This is a genomic window from Methylobacterium persicinum (genome assembly GCF_022179525.1).
Taxonomy (GTDB): Bacteria; Pseudomonadota; Alphaproteobacteria; order Rhizobiales; family Beijerinckiaceae; genus Methylobacterium; species Methylobacterium persicinum.
In genome coordinates, this window is record NZ_BPQX01000045.1 from 1 (window position 1) to 24836 (window position 24836).

Annotated in this window: 14 protein-coding genes and 2 tRNA genes; 11 read left to right on the forward strand and 5 right to left on the reverse strand. The window is 67.1% G+C overall.

Annotated elements, in window-relative coordinates; translation table 11 throughout:
- Positions 1 to 133: 133 nt before the first annotated feature.
- The 3 genes from MFF22_RS18740 to MFF22_RS18750 form a co-directional block, all read right to left on the reverse strand.
- Complete coding sequence (locus MFF22_RS18740; RefSeq protein WP_238250806.1) at positions 134 to 1498, reverse strand: aminotransferase class I/II-fold pyridoxal phosphate-dependent enzyme; 1365 nt, start codon at positions 1496 to 1498, stop codon at positions 134 to 136.
- On the reverse strand, positions 1495 to 8937 hold the full coding sequence (locus MFF22_RS18745; RefSeq protein WP_238250808.1) for a type I polyketide synthase: 7443 nt from the start codon (positions 8935 to 8937) through the stop codon (positions 1495 to 1497). Before MFF22_RS18745 ends, MFF22_RS18740 begins: the two co-directional genes overlap by 4 nt.
- 366 nt (positions 8938 to 9303) lie before the next feature.
- Positions 9304 to 10635: a UDP-glucose dehydrogenase family protein gene (locus MFF22_RS18750; protein WP_238250810.1), complete on the reverse strand. Its 1332-nt coding sequence runs from the start codon at positions 10633 to 10635 to the stop codon at positions 9304 to 9306.
- A 288-nt stretch (positions 10636 to 10923) separates the two neighbouring features.
- On the opposite strand from MFF22_RS18750, the gene argB reads away from it, so the two are divergent.
- The 5 genes from argB (at position 10924) to MFF22_RS18775 (ending at position 14506) form a co-directional block, all read left to right on the forward strand.
- A complete protein-coding gene (argB, locus tag MFF22_RS18755) occupies positions 10924 to 11817 on the forward strand; it encodes an acetylglutamate kinase (protein WP_238250812.1) in 894 nt (297 codons plus the stop codon).
- A gap of 69 nt (positions 11818 to 11886) precedes the next feature.
- Positions 11887 to 12621 carry a pyrimidine 5'-nucleotidase gene (locus tag MFF22_RS18760; RefSeq protein ID WP_238250820.1) on the forward strand — a complete coding sequence of 245 codons (735 nt, stop codon included), beginning with the start codon at positions 11887 to 11889 and terminating at the stop codon, positions 12619 to 12621.
- A complete protein-coding gene (locus tag MFF22_RS18765; RefSeq protein ID WP_238250829.1) occupies positions 12618 to 13028 on the forward strand; it encodes a metallopeptidase family protein in 411 nt (136 codons plus the stop codon). The genes MFF22_RS18760 and MFF22_RS18765 overlap by 4 nt, the downstream gene beginning before the upstream one ends.
- 135 nt (positions 13029 to 13163) lie before the next feature.
- A complete protein-coding gene (gene rplS, locus MFF22_RS18770) occupies positions 13164 to 13568 on the forward strand; it encodes a 50S ribosomal protein L19 (RefSeq protein ID WP_238250830.1) in 405 nt (134 codons plus the stop codon).
- A 245-nt stretch (positions 13569 to 13813) separates the two neighbouring features.
- A complete protein-coding gene (locus MFF22_RS18775) occupies positions 13814 to 14506 on the forward strand; it encodes a class I SAM-dependent methyltransferase (protein WP_238250832.1) in 693 nt (230 codons plus the stop codon).
- Between the two features lie 442 nt (positions 14507 to 14948).
- On the opposite strand, the gene MFF22_RS18780 is transcribed toward MFF22_RS18775, so the two are convergent.
- Positions 14949 to 16118, reverse strand: a complete 1170-nt coding sequence (locus MFF22_RS18780; RefSeq protein WP_238251017.1) for a lytic murein transglycosylase — start codon at positions 16116 to 16118, stop codon at positions 14949 to 14951.
- 249 nt (positions 16119 to 16367) lie between these two features.
- Complete coding sequence (locus MFF22_RS18785) at positions 16368 to 17837, reverse strand: multicopper oxidase family protein (protein ID WP_238251019.1); 1470 nt, start codon at positions 17835 to 17837, stop codon at positions 16368 to 16370.
- Positions 17838 to 18048: 211 nt separating this feature from the next.
- Here MFF22_RS18785 and MFF22_RS18790 point away from each other — a divergent pair.
- The 6 genes from MFF22_RS18790 (at position 18049) to MFF22_RS18815 (ending at position 24755) form a co-directional block, all read left to right on the forward strand.
- A tRNA-Leu gene (locus MFF22_RS18790) sits at positions 18049 to 18133 on the forward strand.
- A 120-nt stretch (positions 18134 to 18253) separates the two neighbouring features.
- Positions 18254 to 19648, forward strand: coding sequence for a trigger factor (tig, locus tag MFF22_RS18795; RefSeq protein WP_238250834.1), 1395 nt, complete (start codon positions 18254 to 18256; stop codon positions 19646 to 19648).
- Between the two features lie 126 nt (positions 19649 to 19774).
- Complete coding sequence (locus MFF22_RS18800) at positions 19775 to 20401, forward strand: ATP-dependent Clp protease proteolytic subunit (RefSeq protein ID WP_238205655.1); 627 nt, start codon at positions 19775 to 19777, stop codon at positions 20399 to 20401.
- Positions 20402 to 20579: 178 nt separating this feature from the next.
- Positions 20580 to 21851: an ATP-dependent Clp protease ATP-binding subunit ClpX gene (clpX, locus tag MFF22_RS18805; protein ID WP_238250836.1), complete on the forward strand. Its 1272-nt coding sequence runs from the start codon at positions 20580 to 20582 to the stop codon at positions 21849 to 21851.
- Between the two features lie 238 nt (positions 21852 to 22089).
- Positions 22090 to 24516 (forward strand): endopeptidase La, encoded by a 2427-nt coding sequence (gene lon / locus MFF22_RS18810; RefSeq protein WP_238250837.1) that lies wholly within the window; start codon positions 22090 to 22092, stop codon positions 24514 to 24516.
- 163 nt (positions 24517 to 24679) lie between these two features.
- A tRNA-Val gene (locus tag MFF22_RS18815) sits at positions 24680 to 24755 on the forward strand.
- Positions 24756 to 24836: the final 81 nt, after the last annotated feature.

Below are 24836 nucleotides of genomic sequence, written 5' to 3' on the forward strand. Positions count from 1 at the left end.
GCCGCCGCCGTCTACAGCTACTCGCGGTAAGGCAGAGGACTTTCTTCAACGAAAACGGGCGCGGACCCTTCGGTCCGCGCCCGTTCTATTAGCCGATGTCCGCGTCGGAGCCTGCTGCCTGGCGCGGGTCGCTTCACCGCTTGGCGAGCAGCTGCTCAATCAGCGAGCCGCCCTTGTCGATAGCGGCGATTTCCTCCGCCACCGCATTCACGGTGTCGGTGATCTGCTCGGGCGTATGCTCCGAGGTCAGGAAGAAGCGAAGGCGCGAGCTGCGCTCCGGCACGGCCGGATGGATGATCGGCTGCACGTTAATGCCCCGCTTGAACAGCCGGTCGGACAGCGTCACCGCCTTCAGGGAATCCCCGACGATGACCGGGATCACCGCGAGGCCGAGGCTGAACCCCGTATCGAGCCCGAGCTTGCGGGCCGTGGCCAGGAAGAGGTTGCCGTTGCGCCGCAGGCGCTCGACGCGCTCCGGCTCGGCCTGCATCACCGCGAGCGCGGACTCCGCCGCCGCGGCGAGGGGAGGCGACATGCCCACGCTGTACACGAACCCACCGGCCGTATGCTTGAGATACTCGATCAGCGTGATCGGGCCGCAAATATAGCCGCCGCAGGCCGAAAGGGTCTTGGACAGGGTGCCCATCCAGATGTCGACCTCCTTCGGGTCGACACCGCAATGCTCGAACAGGCCGGCACCGGTCCGGCCGGTCACGCCGAGGCCGTGGGCCTCGTCCACCATGAGCCACGCGTCGTAGCGCTTCTTCAGGGCGACGAAGCCGGCGAGGTCCGGCGCGTCGCCGTCCATGCTGTAGAGGCCCTCGATCACGATCATCGCCCTGCGGTGCTCGTGACGGGTCGCCTGGAGCATGGTCTCCAGGGCATCGAGGTCGTTGTGGGGGAAGGAGCGGCGCTGCGCCCCGGAAAGCTGAACACCGGTGACGATGCTGTTGTGGGAGAGCGCGTCGTGGAACACCACGTCGCCGGCCTCCAGCAGGGCGCCGATCGTGGTGACGTTGGTGGCGTGCCCGCTCACCATCACCACGCAGCCTTCGGTGTGATAATGCGCGGCGAGCGCCTGCTCGAGGCTGATGTGCCCCGGACGCTCACCCGCCACCACGCGGCTGGCCGACGCCGAGGTGCCGTAGGACTCGATGGCCTCCCGGGCGGCGCCGCTGACCTTCGGGTGCCCGTTCAACCCCAGGTAATCGTAGGACGAGAAGTTCGTGAAGGACTTCTGGTCGATCCGGGTGGTCGCGCCGGCCTTGGCGTCGTGGACCCGGAAGAACGGGTTTCCGAGCCCGATCAGCTCCGCCGCCGAGCGCTGGAGCTTCAATTCCCGGTAGCCAGGCAGGTTTTCGAAGTTCTGCGCCGCGCTGGACCGCGACACTTCGGGCGCCTTGGCTGGCGCCGGGCGCGGGGTCGCCCGCCCGAGCCGGTTCGTCACGAAGCCGGCAAGGGCCGCACGCCCGCCGTCGGGCCGCGCCGATTGCGTCATTGCTGAATCTCTTTGCTCTCGTTCTCGCGGGCTTCGATAAGGTCGCGCAGCGGAGCCATGACGCTCGCACTGACCTCACCGCCGATATGCTTGGCCATCAGGCTCATGGCCACTCCGGCCGTGTCGTCCATGGGCGCGGAAACCGCCTGAATTAAGGACTCCGACAGCTCGTTGACGGTCATGCCCGAGGACAGGCCGGCAGGGGGCGATTCGAGGCCGAAACGCTCCTGCAGGCTCGCCCCCAGCTCCACGCCCATCAGCGAGTCCAGGCCGATCTCCGAGAGCTGACGCACCCGGCTGATATCGTCCTTCGGCAGGCGGAGGATCCGGGCGATGTCCTCGACGATGGCGTCCGACACGGTCTTGCGCACCGTGTCGACATCCGAGCCCTTCAGGAGGGACGCGATGCTGATCGCCTGAACCGAACCGGCCTCGGCCACCTGATCGGAGCCGAGTTCCGCGTAGCTCGGCGAGCGCATGGTCGCGAGGCGCTCGCGGGCCTTGCCCCAATGCATGGCAGCGATGGCGATCACCGCCTCGTCGGGGGCATGGCCCTGGCTGGACAAGGCCTCTGCCATCAGGTCGAGGCAGCGCCGGGCTTCCATCGGGGTCACGCCGACGCGGCCGGCCAGGGTCTCCATCACCGCCTTGTTGCGCGCGAGCATGCCCACGTCGCCGATGGCGCCCCAGGCGACCGCCAGGGCCGGAAGCCCCCGGCGGCGGCGCTGGCGGGCAAGGCCCTCCATGAAGCCGTTGGCGGCGACGTAGGAGCCCTGGCCCGGGTTGCCGATGAAGGTCGTAGCCGAGGAGAACAGCACGAAGTAGTCGAGTACGCGGTCCCGGGTGGCGGCGTCGAGGTGCTGCGCGCCGATCACCTTCGGGCCGATCACCGCATCGAGGGCCGAGACGTCCAGGTTGGCGACGAGACCGTCCTGCAGCACCGCCGCCGCATGGATCACGCCCGCCAGCTTGCGCCCGCCGCCTTCGATCTCGGCAAGCATCCTGTCCACCGCCGAGCGGCTGGTGATGTCGACCGCCTTCGCCTCGACCCTGACGCCGCGCTCCGACAGTTCGGCGAGCAGCGCCTTGGCCTCGTCGGTGGTCGCGCCCTTGCGGCCCGACAGGACGATGTGCCTCGCGCCCCGATCCGCCAGCCAGCGGGCCGCCTCCAAGCCGAAGCCCCCGAGACCGCCGGTGACGAGGTGGACGCCCTCGGGGGATACGGCGAACGGCTTCGCCACATCCTTGAGGACCGACCCCGCCTTGGGCGGGCTGATCACGATCTTTCCGATATGGCCGGACTGCTGCATCAGCCGGAACGCGTCCGAGGTCTCGGCCGCGGTAAAGGGCTGATAGGGCAGGGGCTTCAGGCCGCCGTCGTTGAACAGGGCCATCACCTCGCGGAACATCCGCGCGCCGTCGTCGCCCTGGTGCTGGATCACCTGATCGAGGTCGACGCCGAAGTAGCTGAGGTTCCGCCGGAACGGCCGCAGGCCGATATGGGTGTTGGCGACATAGTCGCGCTTGCCCAGTTCCACGAAGCGCCCGAACGGCCGCAGGGCGTTGAGCGAACGCTCCATCGCCTCGCCGAACAGGCTATTGAGGACGATGTCGACACCCTCACCCGTGATCGCCCGCACGTCGTCCACGAAGGCGAGCGAGCGAGAATCGAGGACGTGCTCCGCCCCCAGCGCCTTGACGAGGGCACGCTTCTCCCGGGACCCCGCCGTCGCGATGACGCGGGCGCCCTTCAGCTTGGCGATCTGCAGGGCCGCCAAGCCGACGCCGCCCGCCCCACCATGGACCAGCACCCATTCCCCGCGCCGCATCCGGGCACAGGAGACGAGGGCGTAGTAGGCGGTGAGGAAGGCCACCGGCACGGTGGCCGCCGCCATGGGATCGACGCCCTGGGGCATCGGCGCGACGACGAGGTCGGGCACCACGATGTGCGTCGAGAAGCCGGACTGAGCGAAGGCCACGACCGGATCACCGACCTTGAAGCCCTTCACCCCCGGCCCGACGGCGCTCACCGTGCCGGCGCATTCGAGGCCGAGGCGCGGGCCGGCAAAGCCGTCCTCCAGGATCTCCTCAGGCAGCATCGAGAGCGCCCAGAGCACGTCGCGGAAGTTCAGGCCGGTGGCCTCGACGGCGATCTCCATCTCGCCGCGGCCGGGCGTGCGGCGCTCCGCCGGCCCCCAGACCATCTCGTTGAGGCCACCCGTGTTGCTGCGTTCGAGGCGTGCGGCCTCGGCGGGCACGGTGTCCGCCGGATCCCGATGCCGCGGACGACCCGCGTGGAAGCGGACCACCTGCGTGCACTCGTCGTCGAGCACGATCTCGGTCTCAGGCGTACCGGAGAGGATGAGGTCGCGCAGACGCTCGGAGGCGCGCTTCGACGACATCTCGGGCGAGAGGTCGATGCGCCGGATGTCGAGGTTCGGCACCTCGTTGGCCAGGGTGCGGCTGAAGGCCCACACGCCGGCCTCCACGTTGGTCGTCTGGCCGCCCCGGTCGCGGGTGGCGCCGGGCGCCACGATCCACAGACCGGTCTGGCGGGCGCCGAGATGCTCGACGCAGCGCTTCAGACTGAGGCAACGGTCGCGCAACCTCTCGGCTGCCTCGCCGCCGCGGGAGAAGGCACCGGCCAGGAACACCACCGTGTCCGGGGTCTCCCTCTCCAGCTCCATCAAAGACGTCTCGGAGTCGAGAATGATGGAGACGTGGACCCCGCCCGCCACGAGGAGCGTGGCGAGGGAGGATGCCGTCTCGGCGGCGAAGTCGTCGTCCGAGCCAATGATAAAGGCGAAGCTCTGGGCCGGAGCCGGCATCGGCCGGGCAGGGGCCTCGGCCACGAGGAGCAGGTCGTCACCGTTGCCGGAGATCGCCCGGTCCACGGACACCGACACGAGGCCCGCCGCACTCAAGCTCCGTTGCCAGCCGCCGATGTCGTCCAGGCGGCCGATCGGCATGTCGCCGGCACCGTCCTCGAACCATTCGGGGGTCAGGCCGAAGACAAGGTCGCAGAAGAGGGAGATACCCGGCTCGACGGCCACCATCAGGCCGCCGGTCGCGAGGGCCTGCGACAGGTCCTTCAGGAGTCCGCGCTCACCCCGGTGCAGGCTGCCCGCCGCGATGATGAGGTCGAACCCGCCCGGTGCGAGTTCAGTGGCAGCCTCGACGAGGGTCGCCGTGCGGCCGAAGGAGAGACGGGCCCGCTCGGCCAGCCGCCGGTCGGTCTCGAGGATGGTGAACCGCGCCTCGGCCGTGACGGCGAAGGTCGCCGCCTGGGCGGAGAGGGGGCCGTAGCCGACCTGCAGCACCCGCAGGGCCCGCTCCTTCGGCAATTGGCCGAGGGCCTGGTCCAGCACGGCCGCGACCGTGTTGGCGGAGTGACGGGACGTGGCCGAGCGGAGAACAAAGGCGTCCACGGCGCTCGACGGAAGGTTCGGCGCCTCGGCGACGTCGCCCGCCAGGATACGGTCGACAGTGGCGCCGACATCGGCCACGAGAACCAGTTCCGCAGAGAGGTCGGGATGATCGGCGGCGATCCACCGCATGATCTCATCGGGGGCCGGCAGGGCCGAACCGTCGCCGAGCCGCCACGCACCGCCTTCGTGCTCGGCGAGGCCGCTGCTCTCCAGGGCGTAGAGGCCGTTCACCAGCCAGGGACGCAGGGCCGCCGGCAGGCGGGGATCCGCCAGCGCAACGGTGCCGGACGCGTCCGCGAGCCCCTTCGCCAGCCGGTAGGCCAGGGAGGTGGCCCAGCCTTCGAGCAACAGGTGCCCCGGCGACAGGGAGGCTTCGGCCGACCCCTTCACGCCCGCGGACAGCGGGCGCAGGCGCACGGCTACGCTCGGGCGGCGCTCAGCGGGGATCGCCGTCGGCTCGGTGGCGAGTTCCGCCACTTGGGAGATGGCATAGGCGGCGAGCTCGTCGCCGCCCTTGCTGCGGAGGGCCTGGAAACGACCCTCGCGGATGGTCGCAACGACCTCCCCTGCGGGATCGAGGAGGGTGAAGTCGGCCAGTATCGACCGCTCGTTGCAGCGCCGGGTGCGGATGACCGAGCGCGCAATGACGGCACCGGGCTGGACAAGACGGATCTCGCCGAAGCGCACGGGGATGTAGGCCTTGCCAGCGCCCTCACCGAGGAGGTCGGCGAAGAGCAGGATCAGGCCGTGGAAACAGGCGTCAAGCCGCGACGGCACCATCGCGTAACGCGGATCGGCTTCGGCGGGCTTGAGGTCGGCGACGATCGTGGCGTCGTCGATCCGGGCGGCCATGGCGACCTGCCGGAAGCTCGGGCCGAAGCCGAGGCCCGCGGCCACGGCGCGGCCGTAGAGCGCCTCGCCGGACAGGACGTGGTCGCCCGCGGTGTCGAAGTCGAAGCCGTTCAGATCGGGCTTGCGCGGTGGCGAGAACTCGCCCTCCACGACCTTGGCCTGGGCGTGGAGCTGCCAGGGCGTCTGGGTCAGGCGGGGGCGGCTCAGCACCTGGATGCCGTTGCCCGAGCCCGAGAGGCGCACGGTCACCTCGCGCAGGGCGTCCTCGGCGAAGATCATCGGCGCGACGATCTCGAATTCCGAGAGGATGACCGAATCGTCCTTCAGGGCCGCCCGGGCTGCGGACAGGGCCATCTCCACGAAGCCGGCGCCGGGCATGATGACCTGCCCCTCGACCCGGTGGTCCTCCAGTTCGGGCACCGTCTCGGGATCGACGTAGCCGTGCCATTCCAGCCCGTCCGCCTCGGCCCTGGAACCGATCAGCGGATGGTAGGGGCGAGGGCTCAGGGCGCCGACGCTCTCCGTCGTGTCGTGCAGGCGGAAGGGGCGCCGCTGCCAGGGATAGGTCGGCAGGCGCACGTCGCCCTTGGGCTCCGTGCCGAACAGCTTCTCTTCGTCCACCGCAGCGCCGAGGACCAGGGCGCCGTTGACGGCCTTGGCGATCGGGTCGCCGCCCGACGCCTTCCGGTGCATCACGCCGACGGTGGCGATCTCGATGCCCAGGGGTTCGACGGCGTCGCCGACGTGAGACATCAGCGTCGCGCGAGGGCCGACCTCCACGAAGACCCGGGCACCCTGGCGCGTGGCTTCCTGCACGGCCTCGCTGAAGCGCACCGGCTCGCGGATGTTGCGCCACCAGTAGGTCGGCCCGAAGGCCGATCCGGCCAGGGCCGCGCCAGTCACAGTGGACATCATCGTCACGGTGCCCGCCTGCGGCCGAAGGCCGGCGAGGTCGCGCAGCAGGGGCTTTTCGGTCGGGTCCATCAGCCGGCCGTGGAAGGCGTAGGCGAGGTCGAGCTTGCGGCCGCGGCGGCGCTTCCGCGACAGGGCCTTGAGGGCGGCGTCGATGTCGGCCACCGGTCCGGCGACGGTCACCGCCTTCGGGCTGTTGGTCGCCGCAAGGTCGAGGCTCGGGAAATCCTTGAGGAAGGCGGGCACTTCCTCCACCGGCATCAGCAGCACCGCCATGGTGCCCTGGCCGTGGGTCGTCTCCTGGTGGTGGCTGCGGTAGTAGATGACCTTGACCGCATCCTCCAGGGTCAGGATCCCGGCGGCCTCGGCCGCCGCGATCTCGCCCACGCTGTGACCGAGCACATAGGTCGGGAAGAGGCCCTTGGCCCGCAGGGCCGCCGTGGAGGCGCTCTCGATGGCGAAGATCAGCGGCTGCGAGACGCTGGTGAGAACCAACCGCTCGTCCAGATCGTCGGCGTAGAGGGCGTCCTTCAGGGACCAGTCCGCATGGGTCTGGAACAGCGCGTCGATCCGGTCGAACGCGGCGCGGAACGCGGCGTTCTCCTCGTAGGCCTCCCGGCCCATCCCGGCCCACTGGCTGCCGTTGCCGGAATAGACGAACGCGACCTCGGCGGCGCGGTCGACGGCGGTGCCGGTCAGGGCGGCGTCGGTATCCTCGCCCTCGCCGATGGCGCGCAGGGCCGCGGCGACATCCGCCTTGCCGTCGAGGGAGACGGCGAGGCGGGTCGACATGCGCTCCCGGCGGTGGGCCACCGCCGCGGCGATCTCCGCCACCGCGTCAGGCTCGGCCTCGAAACGCTCAGCGTAGTCCAGAGCCAACTCGTTGAGGGCGGCGCGGCTCTGCGCCGAGATCATCAGAACCTGCGGCGCCTGCGACGGCTCGGCGCGCACGGCCGGCACCGGCTCGGCATCGGTGATGACGACGTGGGCGTTGGTGCCGCCGAAGCCGAAGGAATTCACCCCGGCGAAGCGCTGCCGCGGCCCGCGGGTGAGGGGCAGCCCCTGGCGCACTACCTGAAGGTTGAGTTCGTCGAAGGGAATGTCGGGGTTCAGCTCGGCCGCATGCAGCGAGGGCGGCACAAGGTTGTGCTCGAGGGCGAGCGTCGCCTTCATCAGGCCGGCAAGGCCCGAGACCGGTTCGGTATGGCCGATATTCGTCTTGATCGAGCCCATCGGCAGGGGCTCCTTCCGCCCCTTGCCGAGCTTTGTGCCGATGGCCGATGCCTCGATCGGATCGCCGACGGGCGTGCCGGTTCCGTGGGCCTCCATGAAGGCGAGGTCGTCCACCGCGATCTCGGCGTCGCGGTAGACCTTCTCCAGCAGCGCCGCCTGCGCGTAGCCGGACGGCAGCGAGATGCCGGTGGTGCGCCCATCGGAGTTGACGCCAGTCGCGGCGACCACTGCCCGCACGGTGGAGCCCGCCCGGCGGGCCGCCTCGGCGGAGCGCAGCACGAGCACCACGCCCCCTTCGGAGCGCACATAGCCGTCGGCGTTCTTGGAGAACGCCTGACACAGGCCGGTCCGCGAGAGCATCTGCGCGGCGGAGAAACAGATGAAGTTGAACGGGCTCGCCAGCACGTTCACGCCGGCGACGATCGCCGTGTCGATCCGCCCCGACTGGATCGCCTGGACGGCGTTGTCGAAGGCCACGAGGGACGACGAGCAGGCGGTGTCGACCGTGAAGCTCGGACCCTTCAGGTCGTAGATGTAGGAGATGCGGTTCGAGAGGATCGAGAGGGTGTTGCCTGTGGCCGTATAGGCATCGCCCGAAGGCGCATCCATGATGCGCAGGTTGCCGTAGTCGAGGGACGAGGCGCCCACGAATACGCCGATCTGGCTGCCCGCCACCGCCGACGGCCGGAGCCCGGCATCCTCGAGGGCTTCCCAGGTCAGTTCAAGCAGCATGCGCTGCTGCGGATCCATCTGCTCGGCTTCGCGGGGCGAAATGCCGAACACCGCCGGGTCGAACGACCAGACGTCGTCGAGGGCGCCCGCCGCGAAGGTGTAGCTCTTTCCGCGCTCGTGCGCCCGGGGATGCAGGAACCGTTCAAGGGAGAAACGGTCGGGTGGCAGCTTGCTGACGGCGCAGCGGCCTTCCGAGAGCATCTGCCAGAGCCCCTCGACACTCGGTGCCCCGGGCAGTCGGCAGGCGCGTCCGACGATCGCGATGTCTGTGCGTTGTGTCACGTTCGGTTCGCGGGCGCTCGTGAGTGAAATGTGGCTCGGCCTTCGGCGAGTGAGGACCATCTGGTCCCTTAGTATGGCGTCAATGCGGTGTCCAACCACGCGCCACCGAAGGACTATGGCCTAGAGTGAAATTGCGGGAGCATGTGACATGTATTCATCAGCCCCATCCACAATCGCCGCCGCATAAAAGCCAATTTTGGTGCGGGGATTGCGCCCCATCTTGGCAACCTAACCATGGGAACAGGGCGTGTGGGGGCGCGTCAATTGTGCAGCTTGCGCAATGCACAGGTGACGCCGGCCGAATTTTGGACACATCGGCCGGCGCGAAAGGTCAGTATTTCGGTGATCGGACGCAGTCGGTCCGGGTCAGGACACCGGGGCCGATACGCCGCCGGAAGAACGTCCAACGCCCTGATAGACGAAACCATGCCGCAACGCAGCATTGGGGTCGTAGATGTTGCGCAGATCAACCATAACGGGTGTGCGCATCACCCGGCGAAGACGTTCGAGGTCGAGGCCGCGGAACGCGTTCCATTCCGTCACGATGACGATGGCGTCGGCCTCGGCCGCGCAGGAATAGGCATCGTCGGCGAATGCGACCGTCGGAAGCAGGGGGCGAGCCTGTTCCATTCCCTCCGGATCGTAGGCCCGCACCTTGGCCCCCGCATCCTGCAGGCCGGCCGCGATCGCCAGAGACGGCGCCTCGCGCATGTCGTCGGTGTCGGGCTTGAAGGTCAGGCCGAGGAGGGCGACTGTCTTGCCGCGGACGGAGCCGCCGCACGCGCGGATCACCTTGCGGGCCATCGCCCGCTTGCGCTGGTCGTTGACGGCCACCACCGTCTCGACGATCCGTAGGGGCATCCCATGGTCTTGGGCGGTCTTGGCCAGGGCGAGGGTGTCTTTGGGGAAGCAGGATCCGCCATATCCGGGCCCGGCGTGGAGGAACTTGGTGCCGATGCGTCCGTCCAGGCCGATCCCCCGGGCGACCGCCTGCACGTCGGCCCCCACGGCCTCGCACAGGTCGGCCATCTCGTTGATGAAGGTAATCTTGGCCGCCAGGAATGCGTTGGCTGCGTACTTGGTCAGCTCCGCGGTCCGGCGACCGGTGACGAGGATCGGCGAGGCGTTCAGGTAGAGGGGACGGTAGACCTCCCGCATCACGGCCTCCGCCCGCGGATCCTCGGTGCCAACGACGATCCGGTCGGGGCGCTTGAAGTCGCCGATGGCCGCGCCCTCGCGGAGGAATTCCGGGTTCGACACCACCGCGAAATCCGCCCGGGGGGCGCATTCGCGGACGATGCGCTCCACCTCGTCGCCCGTTCCCACGGGGACGGTCGATTTAGTGACGACCACCGTATAGCCCGACAGGGCACCGGCAATTTCCCGGGCCGCATCGTAGACGAAGGACAGGTCGGCGAAGCCGTCGCCCCGCCGCGAGGGCGTGCCGACCGCGATGAAGACGGCGTTCGCTTCGGCCACGGCCTCCTTGAGCGTCGTCCCGAACGAGAGGCGGCCCTGGCGGACGTTGTCGGCGACGAGGGCTTCGAGCCCCGGCTCGTAGATAGGCATCCGGCCGGCCTCGAGGGCGGCGATCTTGGCGGGATCCCGATCGATGCAGACGACGTCGTGCCCGAAATCGGCGAGGCAGGCGCCGGACACCAGCCCGACATATCCCGCCCCGATCATCGCGATACGCATTCGGATCTCCCGCAGCCGGCCGGACGACGCGCTGCGGTTCAGCGGGTGCGTTGATCGGCGTTGGCGCAAACGGGCCGCATCGGCGACCCGGCCTCAAACGCGGCAGCAACACAGCCAAAACACGACGGTTTTTTGACAGTGCGATGTCGGTCCCTCCAGCGCGATCGGCGCTTCTAAGGTTCGGACAAGTCCTGTAGAAGCACCCCGCCCCGGGGCCCGAACCCTGCCGGATCCCCGGCGGAGGTCGCGGCGGGGGTCCTCGGCAAAGGACCTTGGCGAAGGACCGCGATGACCGAACTCCCGAACGTCCACGTGCGAGCGGAAATCCTCGCCCAGGCGCTGCCCCATATGCAGCGCTACGATCAGGAGATCGTGCTCATCAAGTACGGCGGCCACGCCATGGGCGACCCGGAGGCAGCGCAGACCTTCGCACAGGACGTGGTGCTTCTGGAGCAGTCGGGGCTGAAGCCCCTGGTGGTCCACGGCGGCGGCCCGCAGATCGGGAAGATGCTCGACCGGCTCGGGATTCAGTCGGAGTTCCGCGGCGGCCTGCGCGTGACCGACGCCGCCACCGTCGAGGTGGTGGAGATGGTGCTCGCCGGCTCCATCAATAAACAGCTCGTCGGGTGGATCTCCGGCCAGGGCGGGCGGGCGATCGGCCTGTGCGGCAAGGACGGGAACATGGTGCGCGCCCGCCGCGCCCTGAAGACCTACCGCGACCCCGAGAGCCACGAGGAGCAGATCCTCGACCTCGGCCTCGTCGGCGAGCCGGAGCATGTCGAGCGCGGCGTCCTGGATGCCGTGCTGAAGGCCGAACTGATTCCGGTCCTCGCCCCGGTGGCCTACGGCGCCGACGGGCAGACCTACAATGTCAACGCCGACACCTTCGCCGGCGCCATCGCCGGGGCGCTCCGGGCCAAGCGGCTGCTCCTCTTGACGGATGTTCCCGGCGTCCTCGACAAGGACAAGAAGCTCATCCCGGAGCTGACGGTGGAGGATTGCCGGCGGCTGATCGCCGACGGCACCATCACCGGCGGCATGATCCCGAAGATCGAGACCTGCATGTACGCCCTCGACCGGGGCGTGGAGGCGGTGGTCATCCTCGACGGGAAGGTGAACCACGCCGTGCTGCTGGAACTGTTCACGAATTATGGAGCAGGCACGCTGATTCGCCGGGGCTAGCAACCTCGGCCGTCTCCGCGCATTGTCGTCGCCCGGCCTCGGCCGCTCCTCTCGCCTGCGACGGGCCCCTTGTACCAACCGACGCAAGACCACTTCACCGGACCTGGCGCCCGCGGCTTCGGCCAAGTCGATACCTGGGTGTTCGACCTCGACAACACGCTCTATCCGAGCGATGCGCGGGTCTGGCCGCAGGTGGACGAGCGCATCACCCTCTACGTGATGCGCCTCTACGGTCTCGACGCGATCTCGGCCCGTTCCCTGCAGAAGTATTTCTACCACCGCTATGGGACCACCCTGAAGGCACTGATGGTGGAGGAGGGGGTCGATCCCCATGACTTCCTCGACTTCGCCCACGACATCGACCATTCGAGCATCAAGCTCGATGCCCCCCTCGGCGCGGCCATCGAGAAGCTGCCCGGCCGCAAGCTCATCCTCACCAACGGCTCCCGCCGCCACGCGGAGAACGTTGCGGCCAAGCTGGGCATCCTGGACCATTTTGAAGATGTCTTCGACATCGCGGACGCCGACTTCGTGCCCAAGCCGGAGCGGGTCACCTATGAGCGGTTCCTGACCGCTCACGGCATCGACCCGACCCGGGCGGCCCTGTTCGAAGACATCGCCCGCAACCTCGCCGTGCCGCACGACCTGGGCATGGCGACGGTGCTCGTCGTGCCCCGGATCACCGATCCCTACCGGGAGGCCTTCGAGCAGGAGGCGGTGCACGAACCGCATATCGACCACATCACCGACGACCTCGCAGGGTTCCTCGTTGGTTGCGTGCAGCCGGAGATCGGACAGTTATGACCCAGACCGCATCGCTGCGCGCGCCCGGTCTTGCGGAGATCGAGGCCCTGGCTCACCAGGCCTTCGCCGCGCTGCCCGATGCCTTCCGCGGCCGGTGCGACGGGCTGGCGATCCACGTGGTGGATTTCCCGGACGACGCTACCCTAATGGAGATGGATTGCGAGACCGAGTTCGACCTGCTCGGACTGTTCCGCGGCGTTGGCCTTGCCCAGTCCGGGGAGATTGCGACGGGCCAGATGCCCAACGCGGTCTGGTTGTATCGCCGACCGATCCTCGACTACTGGGCCGAGCACGCGGAAACCCTTGGCGACCTCGTCACCCACGTGCTCGTCCACGAGATCGGCCATCATTTCGGGTTGTCCGACGACGATATGGCCCGCATCGAGGCGGCGGCGGACCTGGACTGACCGCGACAGCCGCGGGAGGCATCGACAAGCGCCCCATGCTCGTGTAGGGACCCGGCCAACTCACAACAGGATCGCCGAAATCCTGGTGCTCGCTGCCCATACGGGGCGGTGCGGCACAACGGCTGGAGCATTGCCATGAACATCATCGAGCAGCTGGAGCGCGAGGAAGTCGCGCGCCTCGCCAAGACCATTCCCGATTTCGAGCCGGGCGACACGGTCATCGTCAACGTGCGCGTCAAGGAAGGCGACCGCACCCGCGTCCAGGCCTACGAGGGCGTGTGCATCGCCCGGTCCGGTGGCGGACTCAACGAAAGCTTCACCGTCCGTAAGATCTCCTATGGCGAGGGCGTGGAGCGCGTCTTCCCGGTCCACTCCCCGATGATCGATTCGATCAAGGTGGTCCGCCGGGGCAAGGTGCGCCGCGCCAAGCTGTACTACCTGCGCGACCGTCGCGGGAAGTCGGCCCGTATCGTCGAGCGCACCGATCGCACCAAGCCGGCCAAGGACGCGCCGGCCAAGGCCCCCGCCGCCGCGGAGTAAGCCTCTCGGCATCGGAGGAGGTCGCACCTGCGCCCGCTTCCCGACAACCCGCCCCGGCTTCGCCCGCGGCGGGTTTTTTATTACCGAAAAGGAGGCTGGGGCAGGGGCGCCCGGCGGCGGTGCGGCGGGAATGTTCACTGAGGTTGTTATGGCCGGTGATAATGCTACTTCTGTAGGCTTTGCTATAGTCGTCTGATCGTGCGAATAAAAAAGGAGTTGTGAGCGCTTCCATTATGGAGCCGGCCATGGGTCTTTGGAGCGATTTTCAAACCAATACGGGCCGTACGATCCATAAATGGAGCCATTACTTTCCGGTCTATGAGCGCCATTTCTCAGCCTCGATTGGAAGGCCGATCAAGTTTCTTGAGATCGGCTGCGGCGACGGGGGCTCGCTGCAGATGTGGAAACGCTATATCGGGCCCTACGCCCGTTACATCGGCATCGATATCCGGCCGGAATGCAAGGCCTTCGAGGATGATCAGATCCAAGTGAGGATCGGCGATCAGGCCGACGGTGCTTTCCTCGACCGGGTGATCGCCGAGTTCGGCATCCCTGACATCGTGGTCGACGACGGCTCCCACGTGATGAGCGATGTCTGCGCGACCTTTGCCCATCTTTACCGGCGCATGCCGAGCACCGGGATCTACCTCGTCGAGGATTTGCACACGGCCTATTGGCCGGAATTCGGCGGCGGGCTCAGGCGCCAGGGCACCTTCATCGAGATGACGAAGGACCTGATCGACGAGTTGAACGCGGATCTCTCGAACGGGGCGATGCAGCCGACCGAGTTCACCCGTACGACGAATTCGATCTGTGTCTACAACAGCATCGTCGTGTTCGAGCGCGGCCTGCCCCTCCCCAAGCGGTCGCTAATGATCGGCTCGACCGGCCATTTCGGAGCCCGCCCCGAACCTGGAGCGGCAGAGCTCTTACCCTGACGCATTGCTCAGGCGATCCGGATCACAATCGGCAGTCTCACCGGCGCCGATGTCGCCTGTCGCGCGTGTTTTTGCCGGTACGGCCTCAGCAAGCGGGAAAGATGATGGGCAAGAGTGTTCTCCACGATCTTGGGTCGGGAGAATACGTTCCAGCGGTCTGCCGCAAAAGTCGCGCAGGGGAGCAGAGGCTTCTCCTCAATCGACAACACCCTCGTCGTCATTGCGAGGAAAGCGAAGCAATCCAGGGACGCGGAACGTCGACCAACGGGGCGCTGGCCCTGGATTGCTTCGCTGCGCTCGCAATGACGGCAGCGCCCCCCCCCCCCGGCTGGCACCCTCAGATCGATGAGTGTCGCCGCCAGACCTTTGCAGCACCCATCTGGATCAATTTTTCTGCTGCGTTTTCCAACGCCGAACCGGCGTCGAATTCGGCAGAAATGCTCTAGCGGCGCAGGGCCTCGAGGACCTTTCCGCCGGGGCGGCCAGTCGCGGGCATGCCGAGCTTGCGTTCGATGTCCTTGATGGCGTCGCGGGTCTTCTGGCCGACCTTCCCGTCGGGCTCGCCGACATCGTAGCCCATGCTGGTGAGCCGAACCTGTAGGTCGCGGCGCTCGGCCCGGGACAGGGGCGGGTCGTCGGTCGGCCATGCCGCCTGGACGCCCGGCCTCCCGCGCAGCCGGTCGGAGAGGACGGCGATGGCGAGGCCGTAGGACTCGGCGGCGTTGTAGGAATAGATCGCGTCGAAGTTCTTTGTGACGAGGAAAGCGGGTCCGTCGCCCCCCGCCGGGGCGATGATCCCGGCCGGGCCCTCGCCGCTCAGCGGCCGGCCGTCCGCCCGGGTCACGCCGAGGGCGGCCCAGTGGGAGACCGGCTTCTTGTTGCGGCGGCCGGCGGCGGCCACGTTGAAGCCCGACGGCAGACGGACTTCGTAGCCCCAGACCTGGCCGTTCTGCCACTTGGCCACGTGCAGGAAGTTCGCCGTCGAGGCGACGGCATCGGATACCGAGTCGACCACGTCCCGCCGCCCGTCACCATCACCGTCCACGGCAAGGCGCTGGTAGGTCGTGGGCATGAACTGGGTCTGCCCGAAGGCGCCGGCCCATGAGCCTGTGAGCCGCTCGGGTGCGATGTCACCCCGATCGATGATCTTGAGGGTGGCGATCAGCTCGCCCCTGAAGAAGTCCCGGCGGCGGTTGTTCGAGCAGGCGAGGGTGGCCAGGGACTGGACCAGGGGCATCTTGCCGAGGTTCTTGCCGAAATTCGATTCGACGCCCCAGACCGCCGCGATGGTGTAGCGATCGACGCCGTAACGGGCCTCGGCTCGGGCGAGGGCGTCGGCATGCTGACGCATGGCGGCCCGCCCATCCTCGACGCGCTCGTCGTCCACCAAGGCGGCCATGTAGTCCCAGATCGGTGTCTTGAACTCGGGCTGCGCCTGGGACAGCTCGATGACCTTGTCGTCGTAGGTGATGCCCGCTGTTGCCGCCTCGAAGGCCCGACCGGACACGCCCGCCGCCGCGGCCTGAGCCCGGATTCCCGCGAGACAGCCATCGAAATCGGCCCGCGCCGGCCCTCCCGCCAACCCGGCAACGAGGCCGAGGGCGAGAATCATCCCGTGGGCAGGCGTGGGTTGCGGCATGCTGACGATCCTCGGGCCGAGTGTGTCTGAGTGTCGGCCGGGATTCAGGCGACATGAGGGTTAACGAAAAGTGACGCCGGGGCATTCCAGCCACGGTGCAGGCAACGGTTCGATTCCATGTCGCCCCGTTCCATCGATGGCGCGACGCCAATGGGGAAAACCGATTTGCCGACGATCGACGGCTCATTGAAGCCGTCGCAGTCGCCCGGACTCTTCGGCGCGTCAGGTCACCTCGAACATCGTCCACAGGCCGGTATCGAAGCGCTCCAGTACCGTGGCGCTAATCAGCCACTTCCCCGGATTGTCGGCGAGGAAGGCGATTCGCGCGGTGCGGCCCTCCAGCAGTTGGAAGGTATCGAGCCAATAGGGCTCCCACCCGTCGTCGAGGGGGTGGAGCAGGCGAAAGCAGTGGCCGTGGAGATGGAGGGCCTGCGGGAACGCCGTATCGTTGCGCAGGGCGAGGACAACCACCTGACCGCGCTTCACCGAAAAGATCGGTGCCATCCCCGCATTCGCGCTCGTGCCATTGATCGACCAGATCTTCTGCGGATCGCCGGTATAGACAGGCTCGGGGGCGGGTTTGTCCTTGGCATCCTTCGGAAGGAAGGCCCCCCCGGTGATGACGATATCCCGCCTGAGGGCGTTCTGAAGCTTCACCTCGGCCGGCAGCTTCTTATTCTCGCCGATGGGACTCACCGCGGGGCGGGCCTGCGCCAGCTTCGGCCCCTTCGTGGTCACGCTGGCGAGGGTCAATCCCTGGCCGATCAGGGCGATCACGCTCGCCTTGGCCCCTTCCTCTTCGGGGAGGTCGATCATCAGGTCGTAACGGGTGCCGGGCGGGAAGGGCAGGGTGGCGCGCAACGGTTCGAACGTGTCGGTGGGCTGGCCGTCCACCGCCGCGACGAAAACCTTCACTCCCTCGAATCGAAGGCGCGTTCCCCGGGCGCTGCACCCGTTGGCGATGCGCAGGCGGATCCGGCTGCCGGGTCGCGCCTCCACCTGTTGGGGGATCGGGGTGCCGTTGACAGTGACGACGTTGCCGAGCCGTCCGCTTCCGGCGGCGAAGGCGGTCTGCCCGAAGGGCATCAGGCTGCCGTCGGGCTCGAGGCGCCAGTCCTGGAGGACGAGGCCGAGATCCGCATCGACGGCAGGCGGTGACGTCTCCTCCACCACGAGAAGGCCGGAGAGGCCCCGGCCGCCCGGTTCGCTCGACCCGCCGACCACGAGCGGGCGGATCAGGAATGTGCCGGCATCCGGAGGGATGAAGGCATAAAGAAATTCGCCGCCGGGGGGGACGGGGGCCTGGGTCACGCCGCCGACCCCGTCCATGGCGTTGATGTTGCGCACGCCATGCCAGTGAAGCGAGAGCGGTTTGTCGGTCCCGTTCTTGAGCATCAGTCGGACCGGCTGGCCGAGCGTGATGCGCAGGACGGGCGGTGCGCTCCGGCCATCGAAGCACCAGACCGCCGTCTCCGCAGTGGGCTCCGGTCGAAGACGGGCCTTACCCGGCGCCGCTGTGAAGGGCTTCGCGTCGCCCGCAGGCGCCGGGGCCGGCGGGGCAGGTTGCTTCCCGACGGGGGATGTCTGTGGCTGAGCCGTCGCCGGGCCGGTGACTCCGAGAATCGCGAGGCCGCCGACCAATGTACGCCGGGAAAGATGCGGGGCGTCGTCCCGACCCGGTGTCCGGGACATGTCCTCCGTCTCGGCGGCGATTTGCGGCGTGAACTCGCGGGCCATGGATCCTCGTAATCGACGGAAGCGCCGCTCCCATAGCCCCCCGGGGGCGGAGGCGCCACCGGCGCGGCGGCGATGACGGCGCTTCAAGTTTTTTGCTGCGGCCGCCGCCGCGCGTGTTATAGGGCGCGCTTCCGGCGGCCGGCGACGGGCCGGGTTGTCGGCGCGCGCGGGCGTGGCGGAACTGGTAGACGCGCTGGATTTAGGTTCCAGTGTCGCAAGACGTGGGGGTTCGAGCCCCTCCGCCCGCACCAGGCCCGCCCGGGACGGCATGGTTCGTCCGTGCCTGCCGACACCCGCTCACCTGCCGCCGCAGAACCCCGACCCGGCTTCGATGGGCGGGGCGCCAAACGAATTCTGGAAGAGCGACGACGATGCAGGTCACCGAGATCAACACCCAGGGCCTCAAGCGGGAATATCAGGTCCTGCTGGCCGCCCAGGAACTCGAGGAGCGCCTGACCAGCGAACTCGCCGGCATGAAGGACAAGGTGCAGCTAAAGGGCTTCCGCCCGGGCAAGGTGCCGGTCGCCCACCTGCGCAAGGTCTACGGCCGCTCGGTGATGGCCGACGTGGTTCAGAACGCCGTGAATGAGGCGAATCGCAAGATCGTCACCGACAACAACCTGAAGCTCGCCCTTGAGCCGCAGATCGAGTTCCCCTCCGACCAGAAGGAGGTCGAGAAGGCGCTCGATGCCAAGGCCGACCTCGCCTTCAAGGTGGCGCTCGAAGTCATGCCGAGCTTCGAGCTTGCGGACCTGTCGGACGTGAGCCTCACCAAGCTCGTCGCTACCCCCTCCGACGAGGAAGTGAACGAGGCGCTCGACCGCATGGCGGGCCAGAGCCGTCCGTTCGCCGACCGTGAGGAAGGCGCCGCCGCCGAGAAGGGCGACCGGGTCACCATCGACTTCGTCGGCCGTATCGATGGTGAGGAGTTCCAGGGCGGCAAGGGCGAGGGGATCGATCTGGAGCTCGGCTCCAACACCTTCATTCCGGGCTTCGAGGATCAGCTCGTCGGCGCCAAGGTCGGCGAGCAGCGCCTCGTGAAGGTGACCTTCCCGGAGGCCTACGGCGCCGAGCAACTCGCCGGCAAGGATGCCGAGTTCGACGTGACCGTCACGAAGATCCAGCAGCCCGGCGAAGCGAAGGTCGATGACGAGTTCGCCAAGACGATGGGCATGGAGTCCCTCGACGATCTGAAGAACGCCATCTCCAAGGCGATCGGCAGTGATTACGAGGCGGCCTCGCGCCGTCGCCTCAAGAAGGGGCTCCTCGATGCCCTGGACGGCAAGTACGCCTTCGAGCTGCCGCCCTCCCTCGTGGCGCAGGAATTCGCGGCGGTGTGGGCGCAGGTCGAGCAGGACCTCAAGACCCGTGGCAAGACCTTCGAGGACGAGGGGACCGACGAAGAAAAGGCCAAGGCCGAGTACCGCAAGATCGCCGAGCGCCGTGTGCGACTCGGCCTCGTGCTTGCACAGGTCGGCGAGAGCGCCGATATCAAGGTCTCGGACGAGGAGGTCAATCAGGCCCTCATCGCCCGGGTGCGGCAGTTCCCGGGCCAGGAGCAGCAGGTTTGGGACTTCTACCGCAAGAACGCGCAGGCGCTCGCGGAACTGCGGGCCCCCCTGTTCGAGGAAAAGGTAGTTGACCATGTCCTCGGTCAGGTCAAAGTCGTAGAAGAGCCCGTCGCGAAGGACGCCCTGTTCGCCGACGACGAGGAAGACGAGACGACCGGCGAGAAGCCGGCTTCGAACGCCGATTCGGCAGACTGAGCCCGCGCCTTCCCAGGGCAGCGGGCAACCACCTTAGGCGATGCTTAAGCATCGCCGTTGTTCGCTGGCATGCCCGGCGTTCCGCGATTCGGCGGACGCCGGGCCTCACCCCCGGGGCAGGATGAGATGAGAGATCCGATCGACGTCTACAACAATGCCCTCGTGCCGATGGTTGTCGAGCAATCGAGCCGCGGCGAGCGCGCCTTCGACATCTACTCTCGCCTGCTGCGTGAGCGGATCATCTTCCTGACCGGTCCGGTGGAGGATTACGGCGCGTCGCTCATCGTGGCGCAGCTCCTGTTCCTCGAAGCCGAGAATCCAAAGAAGGAAATTTCCTTCTACATCAATTCGCCGGGCGGCGTCGTCACCTCCGGCCTGTCGATCTACGACACGATGCAGTTCATCCGTTGCCCGGTGACGACGCTCTGCGTCGGCCAGGCCGCCTCGATGGGTTCGCTGCTCCTCACCGCCGGTGAGCCAGGCCACCGCTTCGCCCTTCCGAATGCGCGGATCATGGTCCACCAGCCCTCCGGTGGCTTCCAGGGTCAGGCGACGGACATCCTGATCCACGCCCGCGAGATCGAGGCCCTGAAGCGGCGCCTCAACGAGATCTACGTGAAGCATACCGGCCGGGATTACGACGCCATCCACACGGCCCTGGAGCGGGACAACTTCATGACCGCGGACGCGGCCAAGGAGTTCGGCCTGATCGACGAGGTCATCCAGAAGCGGCCCGAGCCGGCTGCGGCCTGATTGCTGATGGACGCTGCCGCGGCCTTGATCCTGCCGCGGCAGCGTGTTTGCATCGGGGGATATGACCACGCGGTCAAAGGCGCGCAGCACACTGTTTCTTTAAGCAGCCCCCCTTACGTTTCATGACATGGACGTGCGCCCCTTTGCCGGCAGCGTACGTGGGGAATCGGAGACCGATATGAGCAAGTCTGGCGGCAACGACTCCAAGAGCACGCTGTATTGCTCGTTCTGCGGCAAGAGCCAGCACGAGGTCCGCAAGCTCATCGCCGGCCCGACGGTGTTCATCTGCGACGAATGCGTCGAACTGTGCATGGACATCATCCGGGAGGAATCGAAGTCCTCCCTGGTGAAGAGCCGCGACGGCGTGCCGACCCCGAAGGAGATTCGTCGGGTTCTCGACGACTACGTCATCGGCCAGGACTTCGCGAAGAAGGTCCTCTCCGTCGCCGTGCACAACCACTACAAGCGTCTCGCCCACGCGACGAAGCACAACGACGTCGAGCTGGCGAAGTCGAACATCATGCTGATCGGGCCCACGGGCTCGGGCAAGACGCTGCTCGCGCAGACGCTGGCCCGCATCCTCGACGTGCCGTTCACCATGGCCGATGCGACCACCCTGACCGAGGCCGGCTATGTCGGTGAGGACGTCGAAAACATCATCCTCAAGTTGCTCCAGGCGTCCGACTACAATGTCGAGCGCGCCCAGCGCGGGATCGTCTACATTGACGAGATCGACAAGATCTCCCGTAAGTCGGACAATCCCTCGATCACCCGCGACGTGTCGGGCGAGGGCGTGCAGCAGGCGCTCTTGAAGATCATGGAGGGCACCGTGGCCTCCGTGCCTCCGCAGGGCGGCCGCAAGCACCCGCAGCAGGAGTTCCTGCAAGTCGACACCACCAACATCCTGTTCATCTGCGGCGGCGCCTTTGCGGGGCTTGAGCGGATCATCTCGCAGCGTGGCAAGGGCACATCGATCGGCTTCGGCGCGACCGTGCAGGCCCCGGACGACCGCCGCACCGGCGAGATCTTCCGTGCGGTGGAGCCGGAGGATCTGCTCAAGTTCGGCCTCATCCCCGAGTTCGTCGGCCGTCTCCCGGTCCTGGCGACCCTGGAAGACCTCGACGAGGCCGCCCTCAAGAAGATCCTTCAGGAGCCGAAGAACGCCCTTGTCAAGCAGTACCAGCGCCTGTTCGAGATGGAGAACGTCGACCTGACGTTCCAGGACGAAGCCTTGTCCCTCGTCGCCCGCAAGGCGATCGAGCGCAAGACCGGCGCCCGTGGCCTGCGGTCGATCCTGGAGACCATCCTTCTCGATACGATGTACGACCTGCCGGGCCTGGAATCGGTCGAGCAGGTGGTGATCGGTCCGGAGGTGGTGGAGGGCAAGTCCCGGCCGCTCTACATCCACGGCGAGCGCGGCAAAGAAGCGCCCGCCAGCGTGAGCGCCTGACGCCTTCAAGACGGCCCGGTGCATGGCCGGGCCGCTTCCCCGTTTATCTTGAAAGGAAGCCGGGGAACTTCCATTTCAGGCTAAGCGCGGTGGCCGGACGCTCCTTCGAGGTTCGGTACCGCGTCACCAGCCGCATATTCTTCTTTTACAGACCCTCGCGGCCCGGTCGGCCGGGGTCCATGCGTTCGCTCCATTTCCGGAGGGGCGCAAGCCCGGCATTCCTGATGAGGTTTCCGATATGACCCAGTCGAAATCGCGCCAGCCGGTCATTCCGGGCTCGACGGGCTCCTATGCCGTCCTGCCGCTGCGCGACATCGTGGTCTTCCCGCACATGATCGTCCCCCTCTTCGTGGGGCGCGAGAAGTCCATCCGTGCGCTGGAGGAGGCTGTCCGCTCCGACCGCCACATCCTGCTTGCGACCCAGATCAATGCCGGCGACGACGATCCGGCGACGGATGCGATCTACAAGATCGGCACCCTCGCCAGCGTGCTGCAGCTGCTGAAGCTCCCCGACGGCACCGTGAAGGTGCTGGTGGAAGGTGTCGGCCGCGCTAAGATCGCGAACTTCACCCGCTCCGACGAGTACTATGAGGCGACCGCCTTGGCGCTCCATGACGAGTTGGGCGATCAGGTCGAGGCAGAAGCTCTCGCCCGGTCGGTTCTCTCGGAGTTCGAGAACTACGTCAAGTTGAATAAGAAGATCTCGCCCGAGGTCGTCTCCGCCGTCACCCAGATCGACGATCCGTCGAAGCTGGCCGATACGATCGGCTCTCACCTGCTCGTCAAGATCGCCGACAAGCAGGGCATCCTGGAGACGCCCACCGTCGCCCAGCGCCTGGAGAAGGTGCTGTCGCTGATGGAGAGCGAGATCTCCGTGCTGCAGGTGGAGAAGCGCATCCGGACCCGCGTCAAGCGGCAGATGGAGAAGACGCAGCGCGAGTACTACCTCAACGAGCAGATGAAGGCGATCCAGAAGGAGCTTGGCGACTCCGAGGATGGCCGCGACGAGCTGGCCGAGCTCGAGGAGAAGATTGAGAAGACCAAGCTCTCGAAGGAGGCCCGCGAGAAGGCGACGGCTGAGCTGAAGAAGCTTCGTCAGATGTCGCCGATGTCCGCCGAGGCGACTGTCGTGCGCAACTACCTCGACTGGATGCTCGGCATCCCGTGGGGCAAGCGCTCGAAGATCAAAAAGGACCTTCTAGGCGCGCAGGCGCTCCTCGATGAGGATCATTTCGGCCTCGACAAGGTCAAGGAGCGAATCGTCGAGTATCTTGCCGTGCAGCAGCGGGCGAACAAGCTCACCGGCCCGATCCTCTGCCTCGTCGGTCCTCCCGGTGTCGGCAAGACCTCTCTCGGCAAGTCTATCGCAAAGGCGACGGGCCGTGAGTTCGTTCGTCTGTCCCTCGGCGGCGTCCGGGACGAGGCCGAGATCCGTGGTCATCGGCGGACCTACATCGGCTCGATGCCCGGCAAGATCGTCCAGTCGATGCGGAAGGCCAAGACGTCCAACCCGCTTATCCTTCTCGATGAGATCGACAAGATGGGCATGGACTTTCGCGGTGATCCGTCGGCAGCCCTGCTGGAGGTGCTGGACCCGGAACAGAACGCCACGTTCAACGACCATTACCTTGAGGTCGACTACGACCTGTCGAACGTGATGTTCGTGACGACGGCGAACACGCTCAACATCCCGGCCCCGTTGATGGACCGGATGGAGATCATCCGGATCGCCGGCTACACCGAGGAAGAGAAGGTCGAGATCGCCCGCAAGCACCTAATTCCGAGCGCCATGAAGAAGCATGGTCTCGACAAGAAGGAGTGGTCGATCACCGATGACGGGCTGATGATGCTGGTGCGCCGCTACACGCGGGAAGCCGGCGTGCGCAACCTGGAGCGGGAAATCTCCAACCTCGCCCGCAAGGCGGTGAAGGAGATCCTGATCACCAAGGCGAAGTCCGTCGAGGCCAGTGAGGAGAACCTTCCGGTCTTCCTCGGCCCGCCGAAGTTCCGCTACGGTGAGATCGACGCGGACGATCAGGTCGGCGTGGTGACAGGTCTTGCCTGGACCGAGGTCGGCGGCGAGTTGCTCACGATCGAGGGCGTCATGATGCCGGGTAAGGGCAAGATGACGGTCACCGGCAACCTGAAGGATGTGATGAAGGAGTCGATCTCGGCAGCGGCGAGCTACGTCCGCTCCCGCGCCCTCGATTTCGGCATCGAGCCGCCGCTGTTCGAGCGTCGCGACATCCACGTCCACGTTCCGGAGGGGGCGACCCCGAAGGACGGCCCGTCGGCTGGCATCGCCATGGCGACGGCGATCATCTCGACCCTCACGGGCATCCCGGTCCGTCGCGACATCGCTATGACGGGTGAGGTGACCCTGCGTGGCCGGGTTCTGCCGATCGGCGGCCTGAAGGAGAAGCTGCTCGCTGCCCTCCGCGGCGGCATCAAGACGGTGCTGATCCCCGAGGAAAACGCCAAGGACATTGTCGAGGTACCCGATAGCGTGAAGAACGGCCTGGAGATCGTGCCGGTCTCCCGGATGGATCAGGTCCTCGAGCGCGCGCTCCTGCGCAAGCCCGAGCCGATCGAGTGGGACGAGCCGCTTCCCCCGGTGAAGCCGGCTCGGACCGACGAGGAAGGGGCTACGTTCGTCGCCCACTAAAGCTGCGACGCGCGAGACCTGAGAAAGCTCGGAGCCCAAGTGGTTCCGGGCTTTCTCGTATGGTGGATAGGGGAGGCCGCTTTGGCCCCGTTGGGCCACACCCATGGCGGCACCGATGGCCTCTTGCGCGCCTGCGCAACAATGCCGTATCGAGCCCCTCGCCGGGCGGTTAGCTCAGTTGGTAGAGCGTCTCCTTTACACGGAGAGGGTCGGCGGTTCGAGCCCGTCACCGCCCACCATTTTATGATGAGACTGGCACTCTATTTGCTGCTCGAAACGGTGATGCGTGGACGTACTGCCTCGGCTTATCCACGCTCGGT